Source organism: Phocaeicola faecalis, from assembly GCF_021730445.1.
Lineage (GTDB): Bacteria > Bacteroidota > Bacteroidia > Bacteroidales > Bacteroidaceae > Phocaeicola > Phocaeicola faecalis.
Genome location: NZ_JADNRM010000004.1, coordinates 81015 through 105100, shown reverse-complemented (window position 1 = coordinate 105100; position 24086 = coordinate 81015). Strand labels below are relative to the sequence as shown.

General features: G+C 43.9%; 18 protein-coding genes. 9 read left to right on the top strand and 9 right to left on the bottom strand.

Features of this window, described 5'->3' with window-relative positions; translation table 11 throughout:
• Positions 1-4: 4 nt before the first annotated feature.
• Both IR173_RS06815 and IR173_RS06810 read right to left on the bottom strand, forming a co-directional pair.
• Positions 5-2458, bottom strand: a complete 2454-nt coding sequence (locus tag IR173_RS06815; protein ID WP_237038919.1) for an FAD-dependent oxidoreductase — start codon at positions 2456-2458, stop codon at positions 5-7.
• A gap of 234 nt (positions 2459-2692) precedes the next feature.
• Positions 2693-3016, bottom strand: a complete 324-nt coding sequence (locus IR173_RS06810; RefSeq protein WP_237038918.1) for a thioredoxin family protein — start codon at positions 3014-3016, stop codon at positions 2693-2695.
• A gap of 175 nt (positions 3017-3191) precedes the next feature.
• Between IR173_RS06810 and IR173_RS06805 the strand changes: the two genes are divergently transcribed.
• Positions 3192-4580: an MATE family efflux transporter gene (locus IR173_RS06805; RefSeq protein ID WP_237038917.1), complete on the top strand. Its 1389-nt coding sequence runs from the start codon at positions 3192-3194 to the stop codon at positions 4578-4580.
• A gap of 79 nt (positions 4581-4659) precedes the next feature.
• On the opposite strand, the gene IR173_RS06800 is transcribed toward IR173_RS06805, so the two are convergent.
• Entirely contained in the window at positions 4660-6522 is a 1863-nt protein-coding gene (locus tag IR173_RS06800; protein WP_237038916.1) for an SLC13 family permease, read from the bottom strand.
• A 187-nt stretch (positions 6523-6709) separates the two neighbouring features.
• Between IR173_RS06800 and IR173_RS06795 the strand changes: the two genes are divergently transcribed.
• From IR173_RS06795 to IR173_RS06770, 6 genes are all read left to right on the top strand, one after another.
• A complete protein-coding gene (locus tag IR173_RS06795; protein ID WP_237038915.1) occupies positions 6710-7117 on the top strand; it encodes a PaaI family thioesterase in 408 nt (135 codons plus the stop codon).
• Positions 7114-8256 (top strand): isochorismate synthase, encoded by a 1143-nt coding sequence (locus tag IR173_RS06790; protein ID WP_237038914.1) that lies wholly within the window; start codon positions 7114-7116, stop codon positions 8254-8256. The genes IR173_RS06795 and IR173_RS06790 overlap by 4 nt, the downstream gene beginning before the upstream one ends.
• Before the next feature lie 83 nt (positions 8257-8339).
• The gene (menD, locus tag IR173_RS06785; protein ID WP_237038913.1) at positions 8340-10007 is read left to right on the top strand and encodes a 2-succinyl-5-enolpyruvyl-6-hydroxy-3-cyclohexene-1-carboxylic-acid synthase; all 1668 of its coding nucleotides are present in this window, start codon (positions 8340-8342) and stop codon (positions 10005-10007) included.
• Between the two features lie 50 nt (positions 10008-10057).
• Positions 10058-10879, top strand: coding sequence for a 1,4-dihydroxy-2-naphthoyl-CoA synthase (gene menB / locus IR173_RS06780; protein ID WP_237038912.1), 822 nt, complete (start codon positions 10058-10060; stop codon positions 10877-10879).
• Positions 10880-10912: 33 nt separating this feature from the next.
• Positions 10913-11968 (top strand): o-succinylbenzoate synthase, encoded by a 1056-nt coding sequence (locus IR173_RS06775; protein WP_237038911.1) that lies wholly within the window; start codon positions 10913-10915, stop codon positions 11966-11968.
• A complete protein-coding gene (locus tag IR173_RS06770; RefSeq protein ID WP_237038910.1) occupies positions 11965-13065 on the top strand; it encodes an AMP-binding protein in 1101 nt (366 codons plus the stop codon). Before IR173_RS06775 ends, IR173_RS06770 begins: the two co-directional genes overlap by 4 nt.
• A 25-nt stretch (positions 13066-13090) precedes the next feature.
• Here IR173_RS06770 and IR173_RS06765 read toward each other — a convergent pair whose 3' ends face one another.
• The 5 genes from IR173_RS06765 to IR173_RS06745 form a co-directional block, all read right to left on the bottom strand.
• The gene (locus IR173_RS06765; protein ID WP_005940265.1) at positions 13091-13267 is read right to left on the bottom strand and encodes a DUF4250 domain-containing protein; all 177 of its coding nucleotides are present in this window, start codon (positions 13265-13267) and stop codon (positions 13091-13093) included.
• Between the two features lie 215 nt (positions 13268-13482).
• Positions 13483-13860: a hypothetical protein gene (locus IR173_RS06760; protein WP_237038909.1), complete on the bottom strand. Its 378-nt coding sequence runs from the start codon at positions 13858-13860 to the stop codon at positions 13483-13485.
• Positions 13861-13967: 107 nt separating this feature from the next.
• Positions 13968-15587 carry a RagB/SusD family nutrient uptake outer membrane protein gene (locus tag IR173_RS06755; RefSeq protein WP_237038908.1) on the bottom strand — a complete coding sequence of 540 codons (1620 nt, stop codon included), beginning with the start codon at positions 15585-15587 and terminating at the stop codon, positions 13968-13970.
• Positions 15588-15607: 20 nt separating this feature from the next.
• The gene (locus IR173_RS06750; protein WP_317207928.1) at positions 15608-18649 is read right to left on the bottom strand and encodes a SusC/RagA family TonB-linked outer membrane protein; all 3042 of its coding nucleotides are present in this window, start codon (positions 18647-18649) and stop codon (positions 15608-15610) included.
• 74 nt (positions 18650-18723) lie between these two features.
• Positions 18724-19500, bottom strand: coding sequence for a glycoside hydrolase family 16 protein (locus IR173_RS06745; protein ID WP_237038906.1), 777 nt, complete (start codon positions 19498-19500; stop codon positions 18724-18726).
• A gap of 219 nt (positions 19501-19719) precedes the next feature.
• On the opposite strand from IR173_RS06745, the gene IR173_RS06740 reads away from it, so the two are divergent.
• Complete coding sequence (locus tag IR173_RS06740; protein WP_237038905.1) at positions 19720-22608, top strand: two-component regulator propeller domain-containing protein; 2889 nt, start codon at positions 19720-19722, stop codon at positions 22606-22608.
• 50 nt (positions 22609-22658) lie between these two features.
• On the opposite strand, the gene nadC is transcribed toward IR173_RS06740, so the two are convergent.
• Positions 22659-23510, bottom strand: a complete 852-nt coding sequence (gene nadC / locus IR173_RS06735; protein ID WP_005940268.1) for a carboxylating nicotinate-nucleotide diphosphorylase — start codon at positions 23508-23510, stop codon at positions 22659-22661.
• Positions 23511-23591: 81 nt separating this feature from the next.
• Between nadC and rlmH the strand changes: the two genes are divergently transcribed.
• A complete protein-coding gene (gene rlmH / locus IR173_RS06730) occupies positions 23592-24065 on the top strand; it encodes a 23S rRNA (pseudouridine(1915)-N(3))-methyltransferase RlmH (RefSeq protein WP_237038904.1) in 474 nt (157 codons plus the stop codon).
• The last annotated feature ends 21 nt before the right edge of the window (positions 24066-24086 follow it).

The window sequence follows — 24086 nt, the reverse complement described above, 5'->3', positions numbered from 1 at the left end:
ATTCTTAAATAAACAAATTCACGTTTGCCTGCTCTGCGCGATTCATATAAGTAGCCACACCGCCAATGGTCACATTATCCAACAACTCCTCGCGCTTTACGCCCATCACATCCATCGACATCTGACAGGCTATGAACTCAACACCATTTTGAATGGCCTGTTCGCGTAACGATTCCAATGACTCAATATTCTTCTTATTCATTATATAACGCATCATTTTACTACCCATACCACCCATATTCATCTTTGAAAGTTTCAGTTTTAATGAACTGGAAGGAAGCATCATACCAAACATTTTGCCAAAGAAATCTTTCTTCACTGCAGGTTTATTCATCTTTTTGATGGCATTCAGTCCCCAGAATGTGAAAAAGATAGTCACCTTCTCCCCTGTTGCCACCGCACCGTTTGCAAGTACAAAAGTAGCCAAAACTTTATCCAAATCATCACTGAACAGAATAAAAGTTTTCCCTTTGTCTGCTTTACAAGTCTCTGTAGTACACATTTGAGGAGTATTCTTCTCCACTATTACCTGATATTTTCCTCCTCCTGAATGAACAGAGACAAAACGATTGCCGGTGGTCTGACACCATGCCTCAGCATCGCGAGGGAAGCCGGCATCCGTCGCCACAATCTCAAGACGCTCCCCGTCTGCCAGTTCTTCCATACTCTTCTTTAGCTTCATGATAGGGCCGGGACAAGATATGCCACAAGCATCTACTTTTATTGCTTTTATAGAAGGAATAACGGTGGATGGCACAACTTGTTTCCCTCCATCCGAGAGAGTTGCTGTAAAAGTCTTCGGTTCCGGCAGAGGAGCTGTTGCTGCTTTATAAAGTTTCAGACCACCTATTAAATTCTTTACTTCCTTATATCCGTTCATCAGCAATATATTGGAAGCCAGATAACCTCTCAAACCTACTCCGCAATACAAATAAACCGGCTTATCCTGAGGAATCTCTTGCATCCGCTCACGCATATCATCCAAAGGAATATTGACAGCTCCCTTCAAAGAGCCAAGCGCAAATTCATCAGGAGTACGAACGTCAACCAATGTAATCTTACTCAAGTCGGCAACCTGTAACTCACGCCAATAAAGAGGATGCATCTTTCCATTCAATATATTCCCGGCTACATATCCGGCTACTGCCACAGGGTCCTTGGCCGAAGAGAAAGGAGGAGCGTATGCCTGCTCCAAAGCCATCAAATCATAAACAGTCCCGTTATGCTTAATCACTTGCGAAAATTCATCTATGCGCTTATCCACTCCGTTATAGCCCACAATCTGTGCTCCCAGCAGCTTGCCGTCGGTAGGAGAGAATGTTATTTTGATGGACATTTGTAAAGCATCAGGATAATATCCGGCATGTGAACCTGAATGGATGGTTGCCGACAGGTAATCGATGCCCGCTTGCTTCAACCGCTTGGCCGGAAGGCCTGAAGCAGCGACAGTCATATCAAAAACTTTGGCTATAGAAGTACCAATGGCTCCTTCATACGTAACTTCATTCCCAAAGACCATGTTATCTGCAACAATGCGCGCCTGACGGTTGGCCGGCCCTGCCAGATAGTTCAACCAGGGTTTATCGGTCAGCGGATGGCGGAACTCAATAGCATCGCCCACCGCATAAATATGTTCATCGGAAGTCTGCAAGTAATCGTTCACCTTGATGCCACGCATCTCCCCTATCTCTAGTCCGGCCTCTGTTGCCAATGAGGTATTGGGACGCACACCGATAGACAACAATACCATATCCGCCGACAGTCTTTCGCCCGATTTAAAAATAACCTCCAGTCCATTGGCTGTACGCTCGAAAGCGTCTACCGCCTTTTCCAAATAAAGGCGCACTCCTTTCTGCAACAAATGCTCGTGCACCAACGATGCCATAGAGAAATCAATCGGTGCCATGACTTGATTTGCCATCTCGACCACCGCTACTTCTGCACCGGCTTCCTGCAAATTCTCCGCCATTTCCAGTCCGATAAATCCGGCACCGATTATCACTGCCCGTTTTACCTTATGCTGCTGCAGATAACCTTTGATGGCATCAGTATCATTTACATTACGAAGTGTAAAGATACCTTCATTGTCAATGCCCGGCAAGGGAGGACGGACAGGTGACGCACCCGGAGAAAGCAATAACTTGTCATAATGTTCCGTATAAGTTTTTCCGTCTGAAGTACGAATATCCACTGTCTTTTTAGTAGGATGAACGGCCACAACTTCAGACTGTGTACGCACGTCGATGTTGAACCGCTTGCCGAAAGCCTGCGGAGTCTGCACAAACAGTTTCTCACGCTCTGCAATCACACCACCTATATAATAAGGTAAACCACAATTGGCATACGAGATATATTCTCCTTTTTCAAACAGAATGATTTCGGCATCTTCTGTATTTCTCCTGATACGTGCGGCAGCGGTTGCACCTCCTGCTACGCCTCCTACTATTACATACTTCATAAGCTTAACTATTTTAATTCAATTAATATTTTCCCTTGGAAACTTTATGCAAACATACATGATATTTTTCACAAACAAAAGTTTCTTATGGAAAATATTATCCGGTTAACTCTTTTTAAAAGAAAGGGCGTGTAGAAACTCTCATAAACTAAAAATCACCCTCGTCACAGTAGTTGTAGCGAGGGCGATTTCGATAAAAGGGAAGTTTTGATACATCCCCCTCTTTTACATGATTCAGACCATAAATTCCTTCACTGCTTTTTCCAGTCTGTCCAACCCCAACTCGCCGGTCTGCCGCCATAACTGCTCTCCTTTCCTTAAGAATATATAAGTAGGAATATGCACGATGGTATAAAATTCGGCAAGCGGTTTCTCTTCGTCCACATTCACCTGTACGACTTCTACCTTCCCTTCCATCTGTTTTTTAAACTCCTCAATCACGGAATGCATACGGCTACTCTTCAATGAATTGATAGAATAAAATTCAGCCATCACCCAGTCTCCTGTAGTCAGTTTCTCTTTGTTCCGTTCTTCACGGGCTACTTTCTTTTCTTTCATCTTGATTCGTTTTTAAAAGTTATGTTTTGCCTATCAACAAGATTACCGGAAGAAAGTTTGCCGTGACAGGAATCGTTAGCAAAGGTTTATCCTCTAATTCTTCTACAAAGAAGCGAACATTCAGAAAAGTGTTTATTACCTTTGGGGCAAAATTCAAATTGAACAAACACGTATCATGTTATCCAAAGTAGACTTGACACAAGGAAACATCACAGGCACCCTGCTACGTTTCACCTTACCTATGATTATAGGCTCACTGCTGCAACAGTGTTACAATATAGCCGATACACTGATTGTGGGACAATATATCGGCTCCGGCGCATTGGCTGCTGTCGGATCTGCTTACACACTAATGGTTTTTCTTATTTCCATCCTGCTGGGATTGTCCATGGGAAGCGGTACTGTTTTTTCCCTGCAATATGGTGCAGGACAGATGAAGGCTTTACGACGAAGCATTTATGTATCGGCCGTGCTCATCGGAACAGTGACAATCGCACTAAACATAGTAGCTCTGTCTTTCATTCATCCTATTCTCAAACTATTACAGATTCCCAATGATATTTATCAGATGATGTATGATTATTTGTGGATTATCTTTTGGGGAATCGGCTTTACTTTTATCTATAATTTCTATGCCGCACTTCTGCGTGCCATCGGTGATGCGGTCACCCCTCTTTGGTTTCTGGCAGTTTCTGTTGTGCTGAATATAAGCTTGGATTTGTTTTTTATCTTACAGTTGGATTGGGAAATCAAGGGAGCCGCCATTGCTACGATTGTTGCACAAGGAGTATCTGCACTGGGAATTATGGGATATACCTATATTAAATGTCCCGAGCTGAGATTGCACCGCAGCGACCTGCATTTTGACCGCCGCTGCCTGAAAGAAATCACTTCGTTCTCTGCACTGACCTGTGTGCAACAGTCAGTGATGAACTTGGGGATTCTGATGGTACAAGGGCTGGTCAACAGCTTTGGCACTATGGTTATGGCAGCTTTTGCGGCAGCAATAAAAATTGACTCTTTTGCTTATATGCCGGTACAGGAGTTCGGAAATGCTTTTTCCACCTTTATCGCTCAAAACTTCGGAGCAAAGAAATATGAACGAATCCGCAAAGGAGTAAAGAGTGCACTGATTACGACAGTCGTTTTCTCCCTGTTCATTTCGGTTCTGGTCTTTTTATTTGCCAAACCATTGATGTTGATTTTTGTACGTCCACATGAAATAGAGATTCTGAATGTAGGTATCGGTTACCTGCGCATCGAGGGCGCATTCTATTGCGGCATCGGGATTCTATTCCTTTTATACGGATATTATCGGGCTATCCGTATGCCGGGAATGTCTGTAGTACTGACCGTTGTATCGCTGGGAACCCGAGTCGCTCTTTCGTATGGGCTTGCCGCCATCCCCTCTATTGGAGTAACCGGAATTTGGTGGTCTATCCCCATCGGATGGTTTATAGCGGATATGATTGGAATTATTTATTATAAATATAAGAAAAGGCTGAAGACCAGCGGCGTATATCACTCAAGCACGGATTACACGGTTAATGCGGAAAGAGAATAAACTTATTCGTGCAAACCCTATAATCCGTGCCTGAAAATCATGAGAAAATGCCCCGGCATACCTCCGGAAAATATATATCTCAGAAAGGAAACAGCAACGGAAGTACCAGCACCATCACGATTCCCATAATAATCTGCAACGGCAAACCTACCTTTACATAATCCATAAAAGTATATTGGCCCGCAGGCATCACCAGTGCATTAGGCGGAGTGGAGAACGGTGAAGCAAAACACATACTTGCCCCTAATGTCACCGCAAAGAGAAAAGGTACGGGACTCACCCCTATCTGCGCTGCACTTTGCATTGCAATGGGAGCAAGAAGCACCGCAGTGGCCGTGTTACTGATAAACATCGTCATCAGGGAAGTGGTAAAATAAATACCCGCCATCAAAGCCAAAGGCCCATAAGCCCCCAACTCGCTGACCAAACTGTTCGAGATATATTCGGAAGCCCCTGTCTTTTCCAAAGCTAATGACATAGGCAGCATAGCAGCTATCAGCACGATACTTTCCCAATTAATAGTCTTATACGCTGCCTCCACATTACGGAAACATCCCGTCAATACCATTAAGATGCCTGCAATCATTACCGCTGTCACCGGAGCCACCGGAATAAAGTCAAATACCATCATCGCCACCATCAGCACCATAATCACCGCAGCTACCGGAGCCTTGTAATCCAGCGTAACTTTCGCAGCCTCGGCCAGCGGTTGTCCCAATACCACCCAGTCGGCATCCTCCTTGCTCAGACGGGCGATATTGTTCCATGTACCCTGCACCAGCAATACGTCACCACTATGAATCCGTTCATAACCCAAATCCTGCAACAGATATTCTTTCTTCCGGCGGATGCCCAACACATTCACATTAAACTTATCACGAAAACCCGCTCCCTTGATTGTCTGGTTTATCAGATTAGAAGAAGGCATCAAGACTATCTCGGCAATACCTATATCATAGAAGTCCAATGAATTGGCGGAATCTTTCGCTTCTTCCGTCATATGCTCATCCAGCATTTCAAGTAAATAATCTTCGGCAAACGACTTTATCTTATTGAAATCGCCCGTTACATAAAGAATATCCTCTTTCTGCAGCACGGTACTCGGGTCTGCCAATTTCTGTGTTATCGTTTTCAAGAAACGATGTTGTGACATATCTCCACGGCGCACCTCCAGAATATTAAGTCCATACTTGCGACGGATGTCGAGTTCGATTATTGTCTTTCCATGCAAACGTGAGTCGCCTATCACTTTCAATCGAAAGAGATTGCTGGACAATCCGTATTCCTTCACTAACTGTTTCAATGATTTACCTGAATGTACATTGTCTTCTCCGCTTTGTCCACGCTTGGAGAGAAACCATTTGCTGAGCGGCATCAGTACCAATGTACCTACAGCCACACAAATCAGGCCCACCGGAAGAAAGGAGAAAAACGAAAGCGGAGGGAAACCTGCCGATGTCAATGCGTTCTGAATGACAAGGTTGGGAGGTGTACCGATAAGGGTCATCATACCTCCCATACTGCTGGCAAAAGCCAACGGCATCAGCAGGCGGCTGGGATTCATGTTGGCACTGACAGCCAGACTGACCACAATGGGCAACATCAAGGCTACCGTCCCCGTGTTGCTCACAAAGGCTCCGATAGCAGAAGTCACCAGCATAACGAGTAAAAATAATTTCAATTCACTCTTACCCGCCAACTTCAGGATATGCGAACTGATCATTTTGGCAAGCCCTGTCTGAAAAATCGCTCCCCCGACCACAAACAGGCCGACCATCATAATTACCACCGAATTGGAGAAACCGGACAAGGCCTCATCGGGAGTCAATATCTGAAAGACCAACAAGGCAACCAAGGCACAAAGCGCCACAATATCCGACCGTATTTTACCATTCACGAAAAACACGGCAGAGAGAACAAGAATAATAATGGTTATAAGCATAAGTATTAAATTATTATTTAATGATTCGTCATTGTATTTGTATAAGTACCGTTTGCAAAATTAAAAATATCTTCCAAAAACAGAAACAAAAAATAAAATGTTTTTGTTGCTAAAAGACATCCTTTCCAAGCAGTTGCATCCAAATTTTATGTATTTTTGTAGCCCTATAGAAAGAACAGACATGCAAATGAAAGAAGAAACAACTTGCAAACCCGATTATTCAAACTCAATGGCAGAACACTTGGGTATCCGGTTCCTGCCGTCTGCCACCAATGAGGTACGTGCCGAAATGCCTGTCGACCACCGTACCTCACAACCCTTTGGCATGCTGAACGGAGGTGCATCATTGGCACTTGCCGAAATTGCGGCCGGACATGGGTCAATGTCTTTATGCCACGAGAGAGAATATGCATGCGGTGTACAAGTAAGCGGAAATCATATATCATCGGTTCCTCTGGGTGGAAAAGTGATTGCCAACGGCCAATTAATTCATCGCGGCAATTCCTCACATATATGGAACATAGATATCACCACTCCAGAAGGAAAACTTGTTTCTACCGTTCGTGTCGTTAATTTCATACTTAAAAAGAAATGAATCTACCTAATAGACATACACAGAATTTATTGGATTGCCTTACACGCAGCCGACTCAGCTTCGCTCTCTACCGGTTGCCCTGGACAGACGAATGCTATTTTGTGCTGCAAACATCGGACGATGTGGAACAGCTAGCCGAGATTCAGGAGTTAAATGGAAAGAAAGGGTTTGTCATGGCTCCTTTCCTTCAGTCCGACCACCATCCATTGGTAGTGGTCCGTCCTGATATCACAGCCTATGACTGGAATGAAATCAGCGAAGCTATTTCCTCTTTAGAGTGTGCCGATGCCTTGTTGACATGCAAAAACCAGGCCAATGAACTGTCTCCTTTTATTTCGGAAGAAACAGATAAGGAACGATACGCTCAAGCTTTTGAACGCTTCATTACTCCCCTTCGGGAGAAACGTTTCCAAAAGCTTGTCTTGTCACGTTCTTCCGCCAGGCATATCAATGATGACTTCTCGCCATTGGCCGCATTTGTACGTGCCTGCAACAATTATCCGCGTATGATGATTTATTTGTGTCATACTCCCGTTTCCGGCACATGGTTGGGCAGTACACCCGAAATCCTACTAAGCGGACATGGCAAAGAATGGCACACCGTAGCCTTGGCAGGCACCATGCCGATGCAAAATGAAGTAATGCCGACAGACTGGGACAAGAAGAATCAAGAAGAGCAAGGCTATGTGGCTGATTATATCCGCCGTATTGTCAAAAAGTTCGGTAATAAGATGAATGAAAAAGGTCCTTATACAGCTCGTGCCGGACAATTGGTACACCTCAAGACCGACTTTTATTTTTTATTAAAGAACACGGATAATATAGGAAATTTACTTCAGGAACTTCATCCTACCCCTGCCGTTTGCGGATTGCCGAAAGAAGATGCTTTCCGGTTTATTCTGGAAAATGAAGGATATGACCGCAGCTATTATTCCGGTTTTACAGGCTGGCTGGACACCGAAGGGCACACAGATTTATATGTCAACTTACGCTGCATGAAGATAGAGCCGGGAGAAACCACTTTATATGCAGGCGGAGGAATTCTTGCCTCTTCTGAAGTAGAGTCGGAATGGACAGAAACAGGAGACAAGATGAACACGATGAAGAGCATACTTCATCCTGAATTTATAAACAGATAGCCTGTTATCGTAAGGAATTCAATTCCTCCCTACAGAGCAAGAACGATAAAAGAGAAATACATTTATATTAAAGTAAAAGAATTATGTATTCAGACAAAAAGAACATACTTCAGCTGGCAGCACTTCTCAAGGCACACGGTGTGCGGAAAATAGTGCTTTGTCCCGGCAGTCGTAATGCTGCCATCGTACATACACTGGCCAATATAGAAGATTTCACCTGTTACTCCGTAACTGATGAACGCAGTGCAGGATTCTTTGCTATCGGGCTGTCGCTACAGGGAGGAGGACCTGCTGCCGTATGTTGCACTTCCGGTTCGGCACTGCTGAATCTGCATCCGGCCATAGCCGAAGCCTTTTACCAACAAGTACCTTTAATCGTCATTTCCGCCGACCGTCCTGCCGCCTGGATAGGACAAATGGACGGACAGACTTTGCCTCAGCCCGGTGTGTTCGGTTCGTTGGTCAAGATGTCGGTCAACTTGCCCGAAGTACAAAGCGATGAAGACGAATGGTTCTGCAACCGTCTGATTAACGAAGCCATACTGGAGACAACCCACCACGGCAAAGGCCCGGTACATATCAATGTGCCCATCTCCGAACCCATCTATCGTTTCACCGCCAAAACGCTTCCCGAGGTGCGCGTCATCACCCGCTACCAAGGATTGAGTGTGTACGACCGCGACTACAAAGTACTGATTGAACGTCTGAATAAATATAACAAACGCATGATAGTGGTGGGGCAGATGAATCTGATTTATCTGTTCGAAAAGAAATATGTAAAGCCCCTCTACAAGCATTTCCTTTGGCTGACGGAACACCTGGGCAATCAGACCATTCCCGGCATTCCCATCAGGAACTTCGATGCAGCCATCTATTCCATGAGTTCCGAACGTCAGGACGATATGGCCCCCGAACTATTGATTACTTACGGTGGCCACATTGTATCCAAGGAACTAAAGAAGTACCTTCGGAAGCATCCTCCGCGTGAACACTGGCATATTTCCACCGATGGAAAGATAGCCGACTTATACGGTTGCCTGACGACCGTCATCGAGATGGACCCGTTTGAGTTTCTGGAAAAGATTGCTTTCCTTTTGGACAACAAACCGACCAACTATCCATTGATGTGGGAGAACTACTGCAAGACTGTTCCGATGCCGGAACTGCCCTATTCGGAAATCTCGGCTATCGGAAAACTCATTCAGTCATTGCCGGAGCCCTGTGCGCTGCATCTGGCAAACAGCTCTACGATACGTTATGCCCAGTTATTCACCATACCGCCAAGAGTAGAAATTTGCTGTAACCGAGGTGTGAACGGCATAGAAGGTTCACTTTCCACCGCCATCGGATATGCCGCAGCGTCCAGTAAACTAAACTTCATCATCATAGGTGACTTGAGTTTCTTTTATGACATGAACGCACTGTGGAATCAAAATTACGGTGCAAACATCCGTATTCTGCTACTGAATAATGAAGGCGGAGAGATATTCCACACTCTGCCGGGCATGGACAAATCAAGCCGCTCACGAGAATTCATCACAGCCGAACATTACACCACCGCCAAAGGGTGGGCGGAAGAGCGCGGTTTCATCTATATAAAGGTGAGCGACGATGAGGAACTGGAAGAAGCGATGAAGCAATTCGCCACACCGGAAACACTCATGCAACCCATGCTAATGGAAGTCTTTACAGACAAAGAAAAAGATACAACCCTATTAAGAGAATATTATCACAAGCTTAAAAATAAATAATTCCCCTACGGTGGACCATAAGCCCTACAATAAATAAAAAATAAGAATATATGGAAACAAGAGAATGGAAAACCATCAAAGAGTATCAGGACATACTTTTCGATTTTTATAACGGCATAGCCAAAATCACTATCAATCGTCCGCGTTACCGCAACGCATTCACCCCCACCACCACTTCCGAAATCAGTGATGCCTTATATTACTGCCGCGAGTGTCAGGACATTAATGTAGTGGTACTGACCGGAGCAGGCGACAAAGCCTTCTGCAGCGGAGGAGACATGCACGTAAAAGGTCATGGCGGCTACATCGGAACAGACGGTGTTCCCCGACTGAATGTGCTGGACGTACAAAAACAAATCCGTTCCCTCCCGAAACCTGTCATCGCCATGGTCAATGGCTACGCTATCGGTGGCGGACACGTGCTCCATGTGGTTTGTGACTTGACCATCGCTTCCGACAATGCCATCTTCGGACAAACAGGTCCCAAAGTGGGCAGCTTTGACGCCGGCTTTGGTTCATCATATCTGGCACGAATCGTAGGACAAAAAAAGGCACGGGAAATATGGTTCCTTTGCCGTCAGTACTCAGCACAAGAAGCACTGGAAATGGGATTGGTAAATACCGTTGTTCCTTTTGAATGTCTGGAAGACGAGACAGTGGCATGGGCAGAAAAGATGATGGAACACAGTCCGTTAGCCCTCCGTATGATTAAAGCCGGACTCAATGCCGAACTGGACGGACAAGCCGGAATCCAAGAGCTTGCCGGAGATGCCACCATGCTTTATTATATGACAGAGGAGGCACAGGAAGGAGGAAAGGCATTTCTGGAAAAGCGCAAACCACGGTTCCAAGATTATCCCAAATTTCCGTAATCACCCAGCTTTCCATTTAAACCACTAGCAGCCATGTTCCAAACCCGAATTATAAAGAAACAATTACACTTTAAACAACCTGCAGGCACATCGAGAGGAGTATATACCACCCGAAACGTGTCTTATATCGTTCTCACCGACACCGACAGCCGACACTATGGTGTGGGCGAATGTGCTCCTCTCCCCGCCCTGAGTTGTGACGATGTTCCCAACTACGATGAACAGTTGGCTACCGCCTGCCAGAACTTCGAAAAGACCGGAGAAATAGACCGGGAAGCCTTGCTTCCCTATCCGTCCATCCTGTTCGGTCTGGAAACTGCCCTGCTGCATTTCCGGGCACGCAGCCTTCAATTCTGGCACACTCCATTCAGTAAAGGAAAGGCAGGTATCCCTATTAACGGACTTATCTGGATGGGGAATTTTGACGAAATGTATCGGCGCATCGAAGAAAAGATGCAAAAAGGATTCCGCTGTATCAAACTCAAAATCGGTGCTATCGACTTTGAAAAGGAACTGGAACTATTGGCGCATATCCGCCGACACTTTACCCCCGAACAGATAGAGTTGCGTGTGGATGCCAACGGCGCTTTCACCCCCACCGATGCTCTCGACAAATTACAACGCCTCTCCGAGTTCCACCTTCATTCCATCGAGCAGCCTGTCCGCGCCGGGCAATGGCAAGAGATGAGTGCACTTTGTGCCTCCTCACCTTTTCCCATCGCTCTGGATGAAGAACTAATCGGTATCAACCAACGTGAGCGCAAGATTGAGCTTCTTGAAACCATCCAGCCGCAATATATCATTCTGAAGCCCTCCCTTCACGGTGGAATCAGCGGTTCGGAAGAATGGATAGAACTGGCTGCAGAAAGAGGTATAGGCTCGTGGATTACCTCTGCCCTAGAGTCAAATATCGGACTAAATGCCATAGTCCAATGGTGCGCCACCCTGCACCCTACCCTCCCGCAAGGCCTTGGGACAGGATTACTGTTTACAGACAACATAGACTATCCGCTACACATCGAAGGTGACTGTTTATGGTTTCATCCCGAAGAGCAAGAACCTGATTTATTACAATGGCTGTCACAATGAATACTTACTATACAGACATAACCACCCAGCGTATCCAAATAGAAGGAATCTTTTATACCCATTGGGAAATAGCGATGATACGCATGAATGTTCCTGCCGACAAGCAAAGCTTCCGGCAAGAACTTTTTACTTTCCTCGCCGAATGGTTCAACCATCAATCCACCGTCCTTGTCCACACCTCCGGTTCGACAGGCCAACCTAAACCGATGCGTGTAGAGAAAGAAAACATGATGGAAAGTGCCTGCCTCACCTGTTCATTCCTCGGTCTGAAAGAAAATGACACAGCACTACTGTGTATGCCTCTGCAATATATTGCGGGAAAGATGGTGGTGGTACGCTCACTGGTTGCAGGGCTGAACCTTCTCCCGGTCACCCCTTCAGGCCATCCATTGAAAGGACTGAAGGAAGCACCCGTATTTGTTGCCATGATTCCGATGCAGGTATATAATTCCCTCCAAGTTCCCGAAGAAAGAGAATTATTGAAACAAGTCAAACATCTTATCATCGGCGGAGGTGCGGTTGACAATGCATTGGCACACGCTCTAAAGGATTTTCCAAATCATGTATGGTCTACCTATGGTATGACAGAAACTCTTTCACACATTGCCTTGCGCCGAGTAAACGGAGCGGAAGCCTCCGAATGGTACACTCCTTTTGAAAGCGTCTCCATCCGGTTGAGTAAAGAAAATACACTGATTATCAATGCTCCCAAAGTGTGTGACAAGATATTACACACTAACGACATTGCAGAACTGAACGACAAAGGGCAATTCCGCATATTAGGAAGAAAAGACAATACGATAAACAGTGGTGGTGTGAAAATACAAATAGAACAGGTGGAAGCCGCACTGAAAGAACATTTCCACATCCCATTTATGATTACATCAGCTCCCGATGCGAAATTCGGTGAGATAGTGGTTCTACTCATTGAGAACAAGCTCGGAAATGAAGAAAGCTATGAAAGAATTCAAAAAATTTGTGAGGATGTATTGCCTGCCTACTGGTGTCCCAAACGTATCATACCAGTCGAGAACCTGCCTCTTACAGAAACAGGAAAGCCCAATAGGGCAACAGCTAAATTATTGGCACAAACATAATCAATAAAGAGAAAATGCAGATAAATCACCAAAACTTATTGTTCTCTTGGCTATATTCAAACCCCACGGAGTTCAGTTTTCGTATCAAAGAATCCTTATCTACATTCATATCTTCACAAAGCTCATCAAGCGAAGAATAACAATCGCGAAGTTTCATATTCACCATGCTGAACAGCATCATCGGGTCTTCCGGTAGTTCCATAACTTACAATCTTTTATTCATTTTCTAAAACCGGATGCAAAGGTACAAAACTTTTGCTTTCCGGTTATAGTTATGACTGAAAAAAAGATATAGAATCAAGTCAAAAAGTGTGTGGGCATCCTATTTTGAGAAAATTCGGGTCATTTATTATTCTTGGGGGGAGTAGATATCATATTCACTAGCAAAGGGAAGAATAAGCCGTTTCATAGGGTCGGTTAAGGTCTTTTGAACGGAAGATTATTACAGACTCCGGCAATGGACTGTACAGTCCACTGTAGCAGACTGTACGGTCCACTGCAACGGACTATACAGTCCGCTGCCGGAGACTGTAGTAATCCGACGGACACACAGGCATAATCGAAAGGACGAAAACGCTTAGGCTGCCTAATGAAACGACTTAGGGAGTTCAAAAACGTATGCAGGGGTTGAAAACCGGAGGAGACGACATCAGGAGACAGGTGTTTGATTGATATGTTAAATTCCCCAAGAATAATGACTGCCCCCTTATCACCTACAGGGTTTTCGGATGAATCCGTTACTTTCTCTTTATTGAAATCGGGATAAGGCTGCTGTGCGGTCATGGTGTACCCCATGCCGATGCATAAAAAAATAGAAGAAGAAAGCGAACTTTCCTCTTCTATTTATCAATAAACATTCACAGATATTATACTTGCTCACAAGTATACCTCATCAATCACCGCTATTTCCACTCGGGATGCTGTTCCAACATCGGATTGGTATCAATTTCACTTTGCGGAATAGGCCATACCAAGTCTTGTCCACCACGTAAGTTTCCACGTGTCACAGCACCGAAGCCATAGAATGACAAATCATGCTGCATACGTTTCTGAGCATTCTCAAACTCATTCCAACGATACAAATCGGCAAAGCGCAAGTCTTCAAAAGCCAGTTCTACGCGACGTTCGTGACGCACGATGGCACGCAACTCTTCCTGTGTCAGATTGGTTCCTTCCACATCTTCCACTGCAGGCATACCTACACGTGCACGCACCTCATTGATATATCGTGTAACTTCGGACTGCGGGTAACCGCCTTTCTCAATCATTGCCTCAGAAAGAGACAACAACACTTCCGCATAACGAATAATGTAGAAGTCAAGGCTTCCGTCATATTCGTTGGCCGTATCTTCAGGAGTATACCATTTGCGGATGCAGGCAGTAGAACTAGCCGGCAAATTATTGGTATAAAGTTTGCCGTTCCATTCCATACCGGGCAACATCAATGTGCCTTTCATACGAGGGTCACGGTTCTCATAACGTCCCATATCAGGTTTTTCCTTTGTATGTGCACCTGCCTCCAAGCTGCCTTTAAACAGAGGCGACTTATCTATCGGCAGTCCGTCTATGCAATAAAAGTCATCACAAAGATTCATTGTACCTTCAATGGCATTCATCGGACCCGACCAGCAAATACCGAAGCAGCTGCCCTCGCCCAGTCCGGGACCTTTATAGTGAACACTCAACAAGACTTCCGCTGCTGTCTCATTTTTCTCTTTAAACAAATCGGCAAAATTGGCAGCATAATCAGAACCATCTCCCGACTTAAATAACTGCACCTTACCTATCACATTCTGATAAGCAGCTATCGCATCATCCCAGCGCTGGTTAAAGAGAGCGATACGTCCCATAATGGCATACGCCGCTTCTTGAGTCATACGTCCTGTTTTGGCTTTGCCAATCACCGGAATTTTAGGAATCCATGTTTTCAAATCTTCCAATACAGACGAAACAATCTGTGCACGTTCCGTTTTCGGAGCCTGAGCCTCGGCCAGAGTAAGCGGTTTTGTCAAATAAGGAACATCGCGGAACACTGAGGTCAAGTTGCAGTACATCAATGCCCGCAGAGCAATGGCTTCTGCTTTATAAGCATCTATCTTGTCCTCTTCCATCGGAACACGGTCTATGTTATCAATCAACATATTGCAACGCTTAATCACTTCATAATTAGCATTCCAGTACATTGAAAAGCATTCGTCTGTTGTAGATGACGTACATTTGGAAATAGTACTTCCCAACATCCAGTCTCCCCACGTATGGTCTCCATTATCCGTACAAGTCTCACGACAGAGGAAACCATAATTCCAACCGTCGATATTATCGTCATACAGATTTCTGCTCTGCATGGCATCATAGCAGGCAGTCAGAGCCATCAAAGCGTCAGACTCAGTTTGCCAATAGGTACTCTGTGAAGGTTGGTTCGGAGAATCCGTCTGCAAAAAACTGTCCGAACAGGCACCGGTAGCCAATAAAGTACCGGACAATAATAAAATCTTGAATATATTTTTTGTATTCTTTACCATAATCTGTGTCCTCCCTATTATTAGAATTGAACATTTAAACCAAATGAATAAGTGCGCATATTGGGGTGCACGTCATTTCGAGCATCACCTGATGTCTTTTCAGGGTCCCAGTTCTTCAATGAAGTAAACGTCAGAAGATTAGTTCCTGCAAAATAAACACGGATACTGGAAACACCAAGTTTTGTCAGTCCGGGCTGGCGGAAAGTATAGCCGAACTCAAGATTCTTCAAGCGTAAATAACTGGAGTTCTCCAACCAGAATGATGAGTATTGGTCATTGATTGTATTACCCAGAGCAGGCATTGAACCATTTATATTGTCGGCTGAGTAACGATCCAACCAACGGTCGGTGAAGTTACCGCGAATATCCGTGGTTGTCTCCCAACTATAACGATAGATTCCTGCAACTCCCTGCCAGAAAGTAGATAAATCAAAGTTCTTCCAAGAAGCGCCCAGATTGAAACTGTAAGAGTACTTGGGGAATGGGTTACCGATAATGTCACGGTCGTCGGCTGTTATATTACCGTCGTCGTTCAGGTCAGCATACATGATATCGCCCAGTTTTGGAGCTACACCGTTTTGCTTTATCACTTCACCTTTTGAATTAGTGCGCTGCAAGTCAGCTTCCGTACGGTAGATGCCGATAGATTTATATCCAAAATAAGCTCCGATAGGCTCACCTACCCGATTGATTGAATTACCGCTGATGGTTTCTTTCAAACCGCCCATTTCAAGAATTTCATTGTTTACATGAGAGATATTAAAACCTGCATTCCAAGCCCAGTCACCTTTACTGTCCGAGTAGTTCAGGTTCCATTCCCAACCACGGTTACGTACGGCTCCCACATTCTGATAAGGAGCAGAAAGAGAACCGAGGAAAATGCCCGGCATGGACAAACGCATCAAGATATCGGATGTCTTTTTATCGAACCATTCGAACGTGGTCTGCACTCTGTTATTAAAGAAACCGAGGTCAATGGCAACATTGACTGAACGGGTTGTTTCCCATTTGATATTTTCATTGGGAACAGAGGTCTGCACCATACCCGCCTGCTTGTCTGCATTCTGATCGAAAAAGTAATTGCCACTGGCGCCCAATGTAGCCGCATACGCATAGTTACCTATTTCCTGATTTCCCAATTTACCCCAAGACAAGCGCAACTTTCCGAGTGACAACTCTCTGAAGTCTTCCATAAATTTTTCGTTTGAGAATACCCAACCTGCCGATACAGACGGGAATGTGGCATAACGATTGGCTTTAGGCATACGTGAGGAACCATCGTGACGGATATTGAATTCAAACAAGTAACGTTCTCCATAGCTGTAATTCAAACGGCCGAAGAAAGATTGCAGTTTATATTCTTCCGAATTTCCTTTGGCACTCGGATTAATTGTACCACCATTTAGTTCATAGATATTTTCGGTGGGGAATCCTTGGATAGCTGCTGTTGTCGTATAATAACGTGAACCGATAATTGAATGTCCCAGTAATACACTGATATTATGTTCATTGAATTGCTTATTATAAGTAAGCAGGTTTTCATTTGTCCACGTTGCATTTCTATACCAATAGTCGCTTGATTGATTAGTGGCGCCTTCCACCTTCTTCACATTGCCTTCGGCATCATAACGGGCTGGAGACTTGGGATTGTATGATTTCGTTGCATTCAGGTCGAACGCATAAGCGAAATTTGTCTGGAACTTTAATCCGTCTATCAAATCAATTCCTGCAAATGCCTTACCGTTAAAACGCCAATATTCGTTAGAACGATACCCCAAAGACATCAGTTCCACCGGGTTTTTCACATCCTCTGCATTAGTCATCGAACCGTCTACATATCCATAATGTCCGTTAGAGTACATCACCGGAACCGTGGGACGGGTAAACCATGAGACATATCGCATGATACCACCTTCACCCGACGGAGCCACGGCAGGAGCAGTCACATCGTTCTTATTACCAGACAGGTTCAAACCAAAAGTAAAACGTTTGTAACGAGTATCCACGTTTGAACGGAAAGATACACGTTCCACGCCCGTCTTCATCATAATACCATCTTGATTAGAGTAAGATACAGAAGTCATGAAATGTGTATTCTCACTACCGCCCGATACCGACAGATGGTGTTGATGCATACTGGCATTGCGCAATACGGCATCCAGCCAGTTGGTGTTTGCATAATGGTCAGGGTCAGAGCCGTCCTGCAATTTTTGCAAAGCCTCTTCCGAAAAAGTTCCCGCTTTTACTTCATTTCTCATCAAGGCCCAATTATAGCTGTCAATATAGTCGGGAACGATACCCGGAGTCTGCAAGGTATAACTACCTGAATAAGAAACCTTCACCTTACTTGATGCTTGTCCGCGTTTAGTAGTTATCAAAATAACACCATTGGCAGCACGAACACCGTAAATAGCAGCCGAAGCCGCATCCTTCAACACAGAAATACTTTCGATATCAGCAGATGGAATTTCCGCGATTTGAGAAATAGAACCTTCTATTCCGTCTATCAATACCATCGGATTGTTATTGCCGAATGTACCGATACCACGAATACGTATTTCGGGATTGTCATTACCGGCCTGTGCACCGTTCTGGGTCAATACCAATCCAGGCAAGCGGCCCTGCAACAAAGTGGTGGTATTGGCCACCGGAATATCCTGAATATCCTTGGCCGATACAGAAGAGACAGAACCCGTCAGATTGACTTTCTTCTGTGTAGCATAACCGACCACCACTACTTCGTCTAGTTTTTCCGAATCTTCTTCTAGTACGACTTTAAAGTTTGTCTTATTGCCAATGGAAAGAATCATATCCTTATAGCCCAAAAAGCTGATAACCAAAGACTGAGAAGGGGCAGCCTTTAGCTGAAACGCACCTTCCATATCAGTTATCACACCTTGTGTTGTGCCTTGTATGAGCACACTAGCACCTATGATAGGTTCACCTGCCACATCATACACCTTACCTGTTATTGTCCGTTCCTGTGCATTTACTGTAAATGTGAACAGCATTAGAACGCCCGCCAAAAACATACGGAATAATTTTTGCATTTGTCCATTCATAATATTAAAATTAATGATTATAGGTTTTTATATTAGATTTTGAGAGATTCAAATAGATTGAGCTTCAGACTGTTTTACTCCCACTGATAGTGCCGCACCCAGTCAACTTCCATTTCTACCGGTAAGTCAGCCGGTTCTACCGCTCCTACCCAAGTACCGCCCAACTGCATGTCAATCAACAGATATTGTGCAATATCGAAAGGGAACTGGCCTTCTTGTTCCGTTTCTATTCTCGGATAAGCAAAATGACGTTTGCCATTGATATGAAAAACCAGACTGTCCGGCCAGAAGTCCACACCGTACACATTGAAGTCGTCACGGTTAATGGGAGCAATACCTCCATGAGGCGGATTATTCTCAATGCCCAATGTATATGTATAATGTGAGTGCACCGTCTGATAGGCAATAGAATCATTGTTCAGACGTTCCATTATATCCACCTCGCCCCCTGTAGGCCAATGATACTTATCCGTTTCATAAGGCAAAGTCCAAATAGCGGGCCATGCTCCACGCGCTCCATGCAGCTTGGCACATACCTCAATGCGTCCGCGATGAAAGGCATGTTTGCCTTTCGTCCATACACCTCCGGTCAGATAAGCGGCTGTATCCGCCTCCCGGTTATCATTTACAATACCTTTTAGGATGAGAAGTCCGTTACGCATTTCATAGCAACGGTCATCAAAAGATTGTGTGTTCTGCCAGTCTGCCCTGCCCCGAGGGATACGGCTCCATACTGTGGTATCCAGTTCCGTACCGTCAAAGTTCTCTTCCCACACCAATTTCCATCCGGGCTTATGGCTGCAAGAGAGCATAACGAAGACTGTAAACAATAAAAGCATAATTTTTTTCATAATACTTTAATTTAGATTCACAAATTATCACTTCATAAATTATGGAGCAAACGTAGCTGTTTTGTACCAAAAAGGACTCAAAAATCGTATTAAACGAGTCAAATCTTGTCCAAACCTTCCATTATTCACCTCTAAGACACCCTTTTTTTGTAAAAAATCAGAAGAGGATGATTGCACAACTGAAAGAAAAATGTATTTTTGCCTAAAAATACAGTGACCATGTATCGGACCTTAATTATTATACTATTCCTGTTTTTGGGAAAAACCGTTTCTGCAACCAACCACAACACCGGTTATTCATTTACCCAACTTTCCATACAGCAAGGCCTCTCCCAACCGACCGTGCAATCAATCTTATTGGATGAAAGGGGAACGTTATGGATAGGAACTAAAAATGGATTGAACATTTATACTCAAGAAGGATTAAAAAAGTATCTTCACCATTCAGAAAACCCATATTCTCTGCCCGGCAACTATATCAATCATATTGCCGAGGACTCTATCGGCAACATTTGGGTAGCTACCCAAAAAGGATTGAGTATGTATAATTATGAACAGGACAATTTCACAACTGTTCTCCCCGACGCAATGTATTCTTCCATTTGTGTAAAAGGGGGCATCTGGTTTGGCGGCGATAACACCATCTGCTATTACGATTATAAAGACAAAACGCTGAAAAATATCCCGATAAAGAAAGAGGATAAAGACGCCAACCCGGTAGACTACAGAGTGCAAAAAATGCTCTACCTCGAAAAAGACAAGATACTGATAGGCACACGGAAAAAAGGAATGTACCTATACGATTGCCGCACACAACAGCTAACCGGCTTCATTTCGGACAAGCAGTATCTGCTTACGTCACTCTACATCACTGCAGACAAACACATCTATGCCGCCTTTTACGGACACGGTTTATACTATTATGACTCCAATGGAAATATGCAGGGGCATTACGATCAAAGCAATTCACAGTTACAAAACAATTATATCCTCGACATAACGGAACATAACGGATACTTATGGTTGGCAACAGACGGAAGCGGAATATTCATGCTTGACCCCCAATCCCGCCAATTTTCCCAATTATATCACATTGTCGGTGACTACTCCTCTCTACCTGTCAATTCCATTACCGTATTATATAAGGATAAAGAAGACGAACTATGGGCAGGAAGCGTACGCGGAGGCATATTCAGTATCAAAGAAACTTATATAAAGACTTATAAAGATGTAGCTTTGGGAAATACCAATGGACTGAGTGAAAAATCGGTCATCAGCCTCTATGAAGAAAAAAACGGTAATCTATGGATAGGAACCGACGGAGGAGGAATCAATCTGTATGATGCGCGAACCGACAAGTTTACCCATTTTCCATCTACCTATGGAGATAAGGTCGTTTCCATTTCAGGATTTTCCGAGAACGAACTATTAGTGTCCCTCTACACGAAAGGAGTATTTACATTCAATAAACAGACAGGAACCTACCGTCCTTTCATTATTGTAGATCAAGCTACAAACTATAAAGAATGCTTTTACGGTTATCTTCCCCTGGCCAATCAGGTGGCAAACGACAAAATCTATATCATCAGCAATAACGCTTATGCTTATCACACCCCTACCCGCACATTTACCCGAATGTGGATGGACAAAGAATACGACTTGTCAAATGACGCTCTGTGCCTCTCCTACTCCAACGACAAATTCTCGCTGTTGAAGTGCGCCAACCAAGCTTTCATCGTCAACCAGAAAAACGACAGTATCAAACTCCTGTTTGAATTGGACAAAAAAGAAACAATCACGTCAATGTCTTATGACGGTGACCGCATGATATGGACCGGCACAGACAAGGGGCTAGGCTGTTTCGACATGGAAAGAAAAGAGTACCACATTATCCATACCAAATTATTCAATAACATATCTTTTCTGACGGCCGATGGCAAAGGACGTTTATGGATTTGCGCCCAGAACATGCTGTTTTCATACATCATCAAAGAGAACAAGTTCACCTTGTGGAACGCTTCCGACGGTTTTCCGTCCAATGAAATTCTATTTGCCTATCAAAAGCCTTTCAACCGTGATTTCATCTATCTGGGAGGAGCTGAAGGATTAGTCAAAATCAATACAAATATCCCTTATTCCGAAGTAAAGACACCGGAAATATATCTATCCGATATTCTCTTCAATGGCAGCCCTTATATAAAAGAGCTCCAAAACAATACAATCGAGATTCCCTGGAATTACAATTCACTCTCGGTCCATTTTCGAATAAAAAAGAAAGATATTTTCCAAAAGAATCTGTTGCGATATACGATTTCAGGCCGGGGAAATCAAGAAATAGAATCATACGACCCATTCTTGAATCTGTCTTCCCTATCGCCAGGGAAATATGCGATATGGGTGTCATGCAATATGAAAAACGGAAACTATACCACTCCTAAACGCCTGGTTGACATCATCGTTACACCTCCATGGTATAAGACCGGATGGTTTATAAGTATAATTATCCTCATTTTCATATCTGTAACCGCAAGTACAGGGTATATCATATTCCGATGGAGAGAGCAAAGCATGAAAGGCAGCATGAACCATTTTCTACAAGCTGTCCTAAATGATATTCTAAAAAATAAAGAAGAAAAGTTTCAAGCAACAGTAGTAGAAGAAGAAGAACTTCAAAACACTACTGTTCCATTAAATGTCTTATCGGAAAAAGTAAAAGAAGATAATAACGAACCGATGCAACAGAAGCAGACTTTTACCAAAGAGGATGAAGATTTTATTGAGAAACTAAACAAACTCATCAATGACAATATGGCGGGCGAAGAACTCTCCATTAAATTCCTGACCGATAATATGGCTATGAGTCGGGCTTCTCTTTATCATAAGGTGAAAACACTGACCGGACTGGGTGTGAATGACTACATAAACCGATTACGTATCGAGAAATCAGTATACCTACTCACAAATACCAATCTCAATATCAATGAAATATCCTATGAAGTCGGTTTTACCTATCCCCGTTATTTCAGTACCTCTTTCAAGCAAATAAAAGGGATGACTCCCACCCAGTTTAAGGAAGAAAAGAAAAAGAACAATGCTGACTCAAAATAAAAAAGAGCGATTTCCGGTCGCTCTTTACATATATTATATACAATCGTTGATTAACAAGCCTTGAAACTCATATCCAATCCTTTTACAGAATGTGTCAATGCTCCGAATGATATAAAGTCTACCCCTGCCTGTGCATAAGGTAGCATCGTCTCATAAGTGATGCCGCCGGAAGACTCAGTTTCACAACGTCCACCCACAATCTCTACTGCCTTACGTGTATCTTCGGGAGTAAAGTTGTCAAACATAATACGGTCTACCCCTTCTGCCAATGCCTGATTCAGTTCATCAAAATTGCGAACTTCCAATTCTATCTTCAAGTTCTTGCCTTTGGCTTTACAATATTCTTTAGCACGGGTAACCGCATTGTGTATGCCTCCTGCAAAATCCACATGATTGTCTTTCAACAGAATCATGTCGAACAGACCGATACGATGATTGCATCCTCCACCTATCTTTACAGCCATTTTCTCCATGATACGCATCCCCGGAGTAGTCTTACGAGTATCAAGAACCCGAGTTTTGGTACCTTCCAACTTCTTCACATATTTATGGGTCATAGTAGCAATACCACTCATACGCTGCATGATATTCAGCATCAAACGTTCTGTCTGAAGCAGAGACTGGACTTTACCTTCAACCACCATCGCCACATCACCCGGCTTCACATGACTGCCATCCTGAATAAATACCTCCACTTTCATGGTAGGGTCAAAACGGTGGAATACTTCCTTAGCCACATCAATACCTGCCAATATACCTTCTTCCTTAATCAATAATTTTGATTTACCCATAGCATCCGCAGGGATACATGACAAGGTAGTATGATCTCCATCACCTATATCTTCGGCGAAAGACAAATCTATCAGTCTGTCTATCAAATCTTTTACTACTAATTCATCCATTGTGTTATTGTTTTTTTATGAATTGATAGGCAAAGGTACAGATTTTCCGTACTTTTGCAAAGTAAACAAGAGAAAGAACGTATGAAATTTACATTATTAGTCGTAGGACGCACGGTTGAAAAACACTATATCGCTGCCATCAATGATTATGTGGAACGTACCAAACATTTTATTTCCTTTGATATGGAGGTCATTCCCGAACTAAAAAACACGAAGAGTCTGAGCATGGAACAGCAAAAGGAGAAAGAAGGAGAACTTATCTTGAAAGCATTGCAACCGGGTGATGTAGTGGTTCTGCTGGACGAACACGGCAAAGAATTCCGTTCTGTCGAGTTTGCCGAGTGGGTAGAAAGGAAAATGCATACGGTGAATAAAAGGCTGGTCTTTATCATAGGGGGCCCTTATGGGTTCGCTCCGAAAGTATATGATATAGCACAAGAAAAAATTTCACTGTCCAAGATGACTTTCTCTCACCAGATGATACGACTCATTTTTGTGGAACAGCTCTATCGAGCTATGACCATTCTGAATAACGGCCCTTATCATCATGAATAAAAACATTAATGTGTCACACCT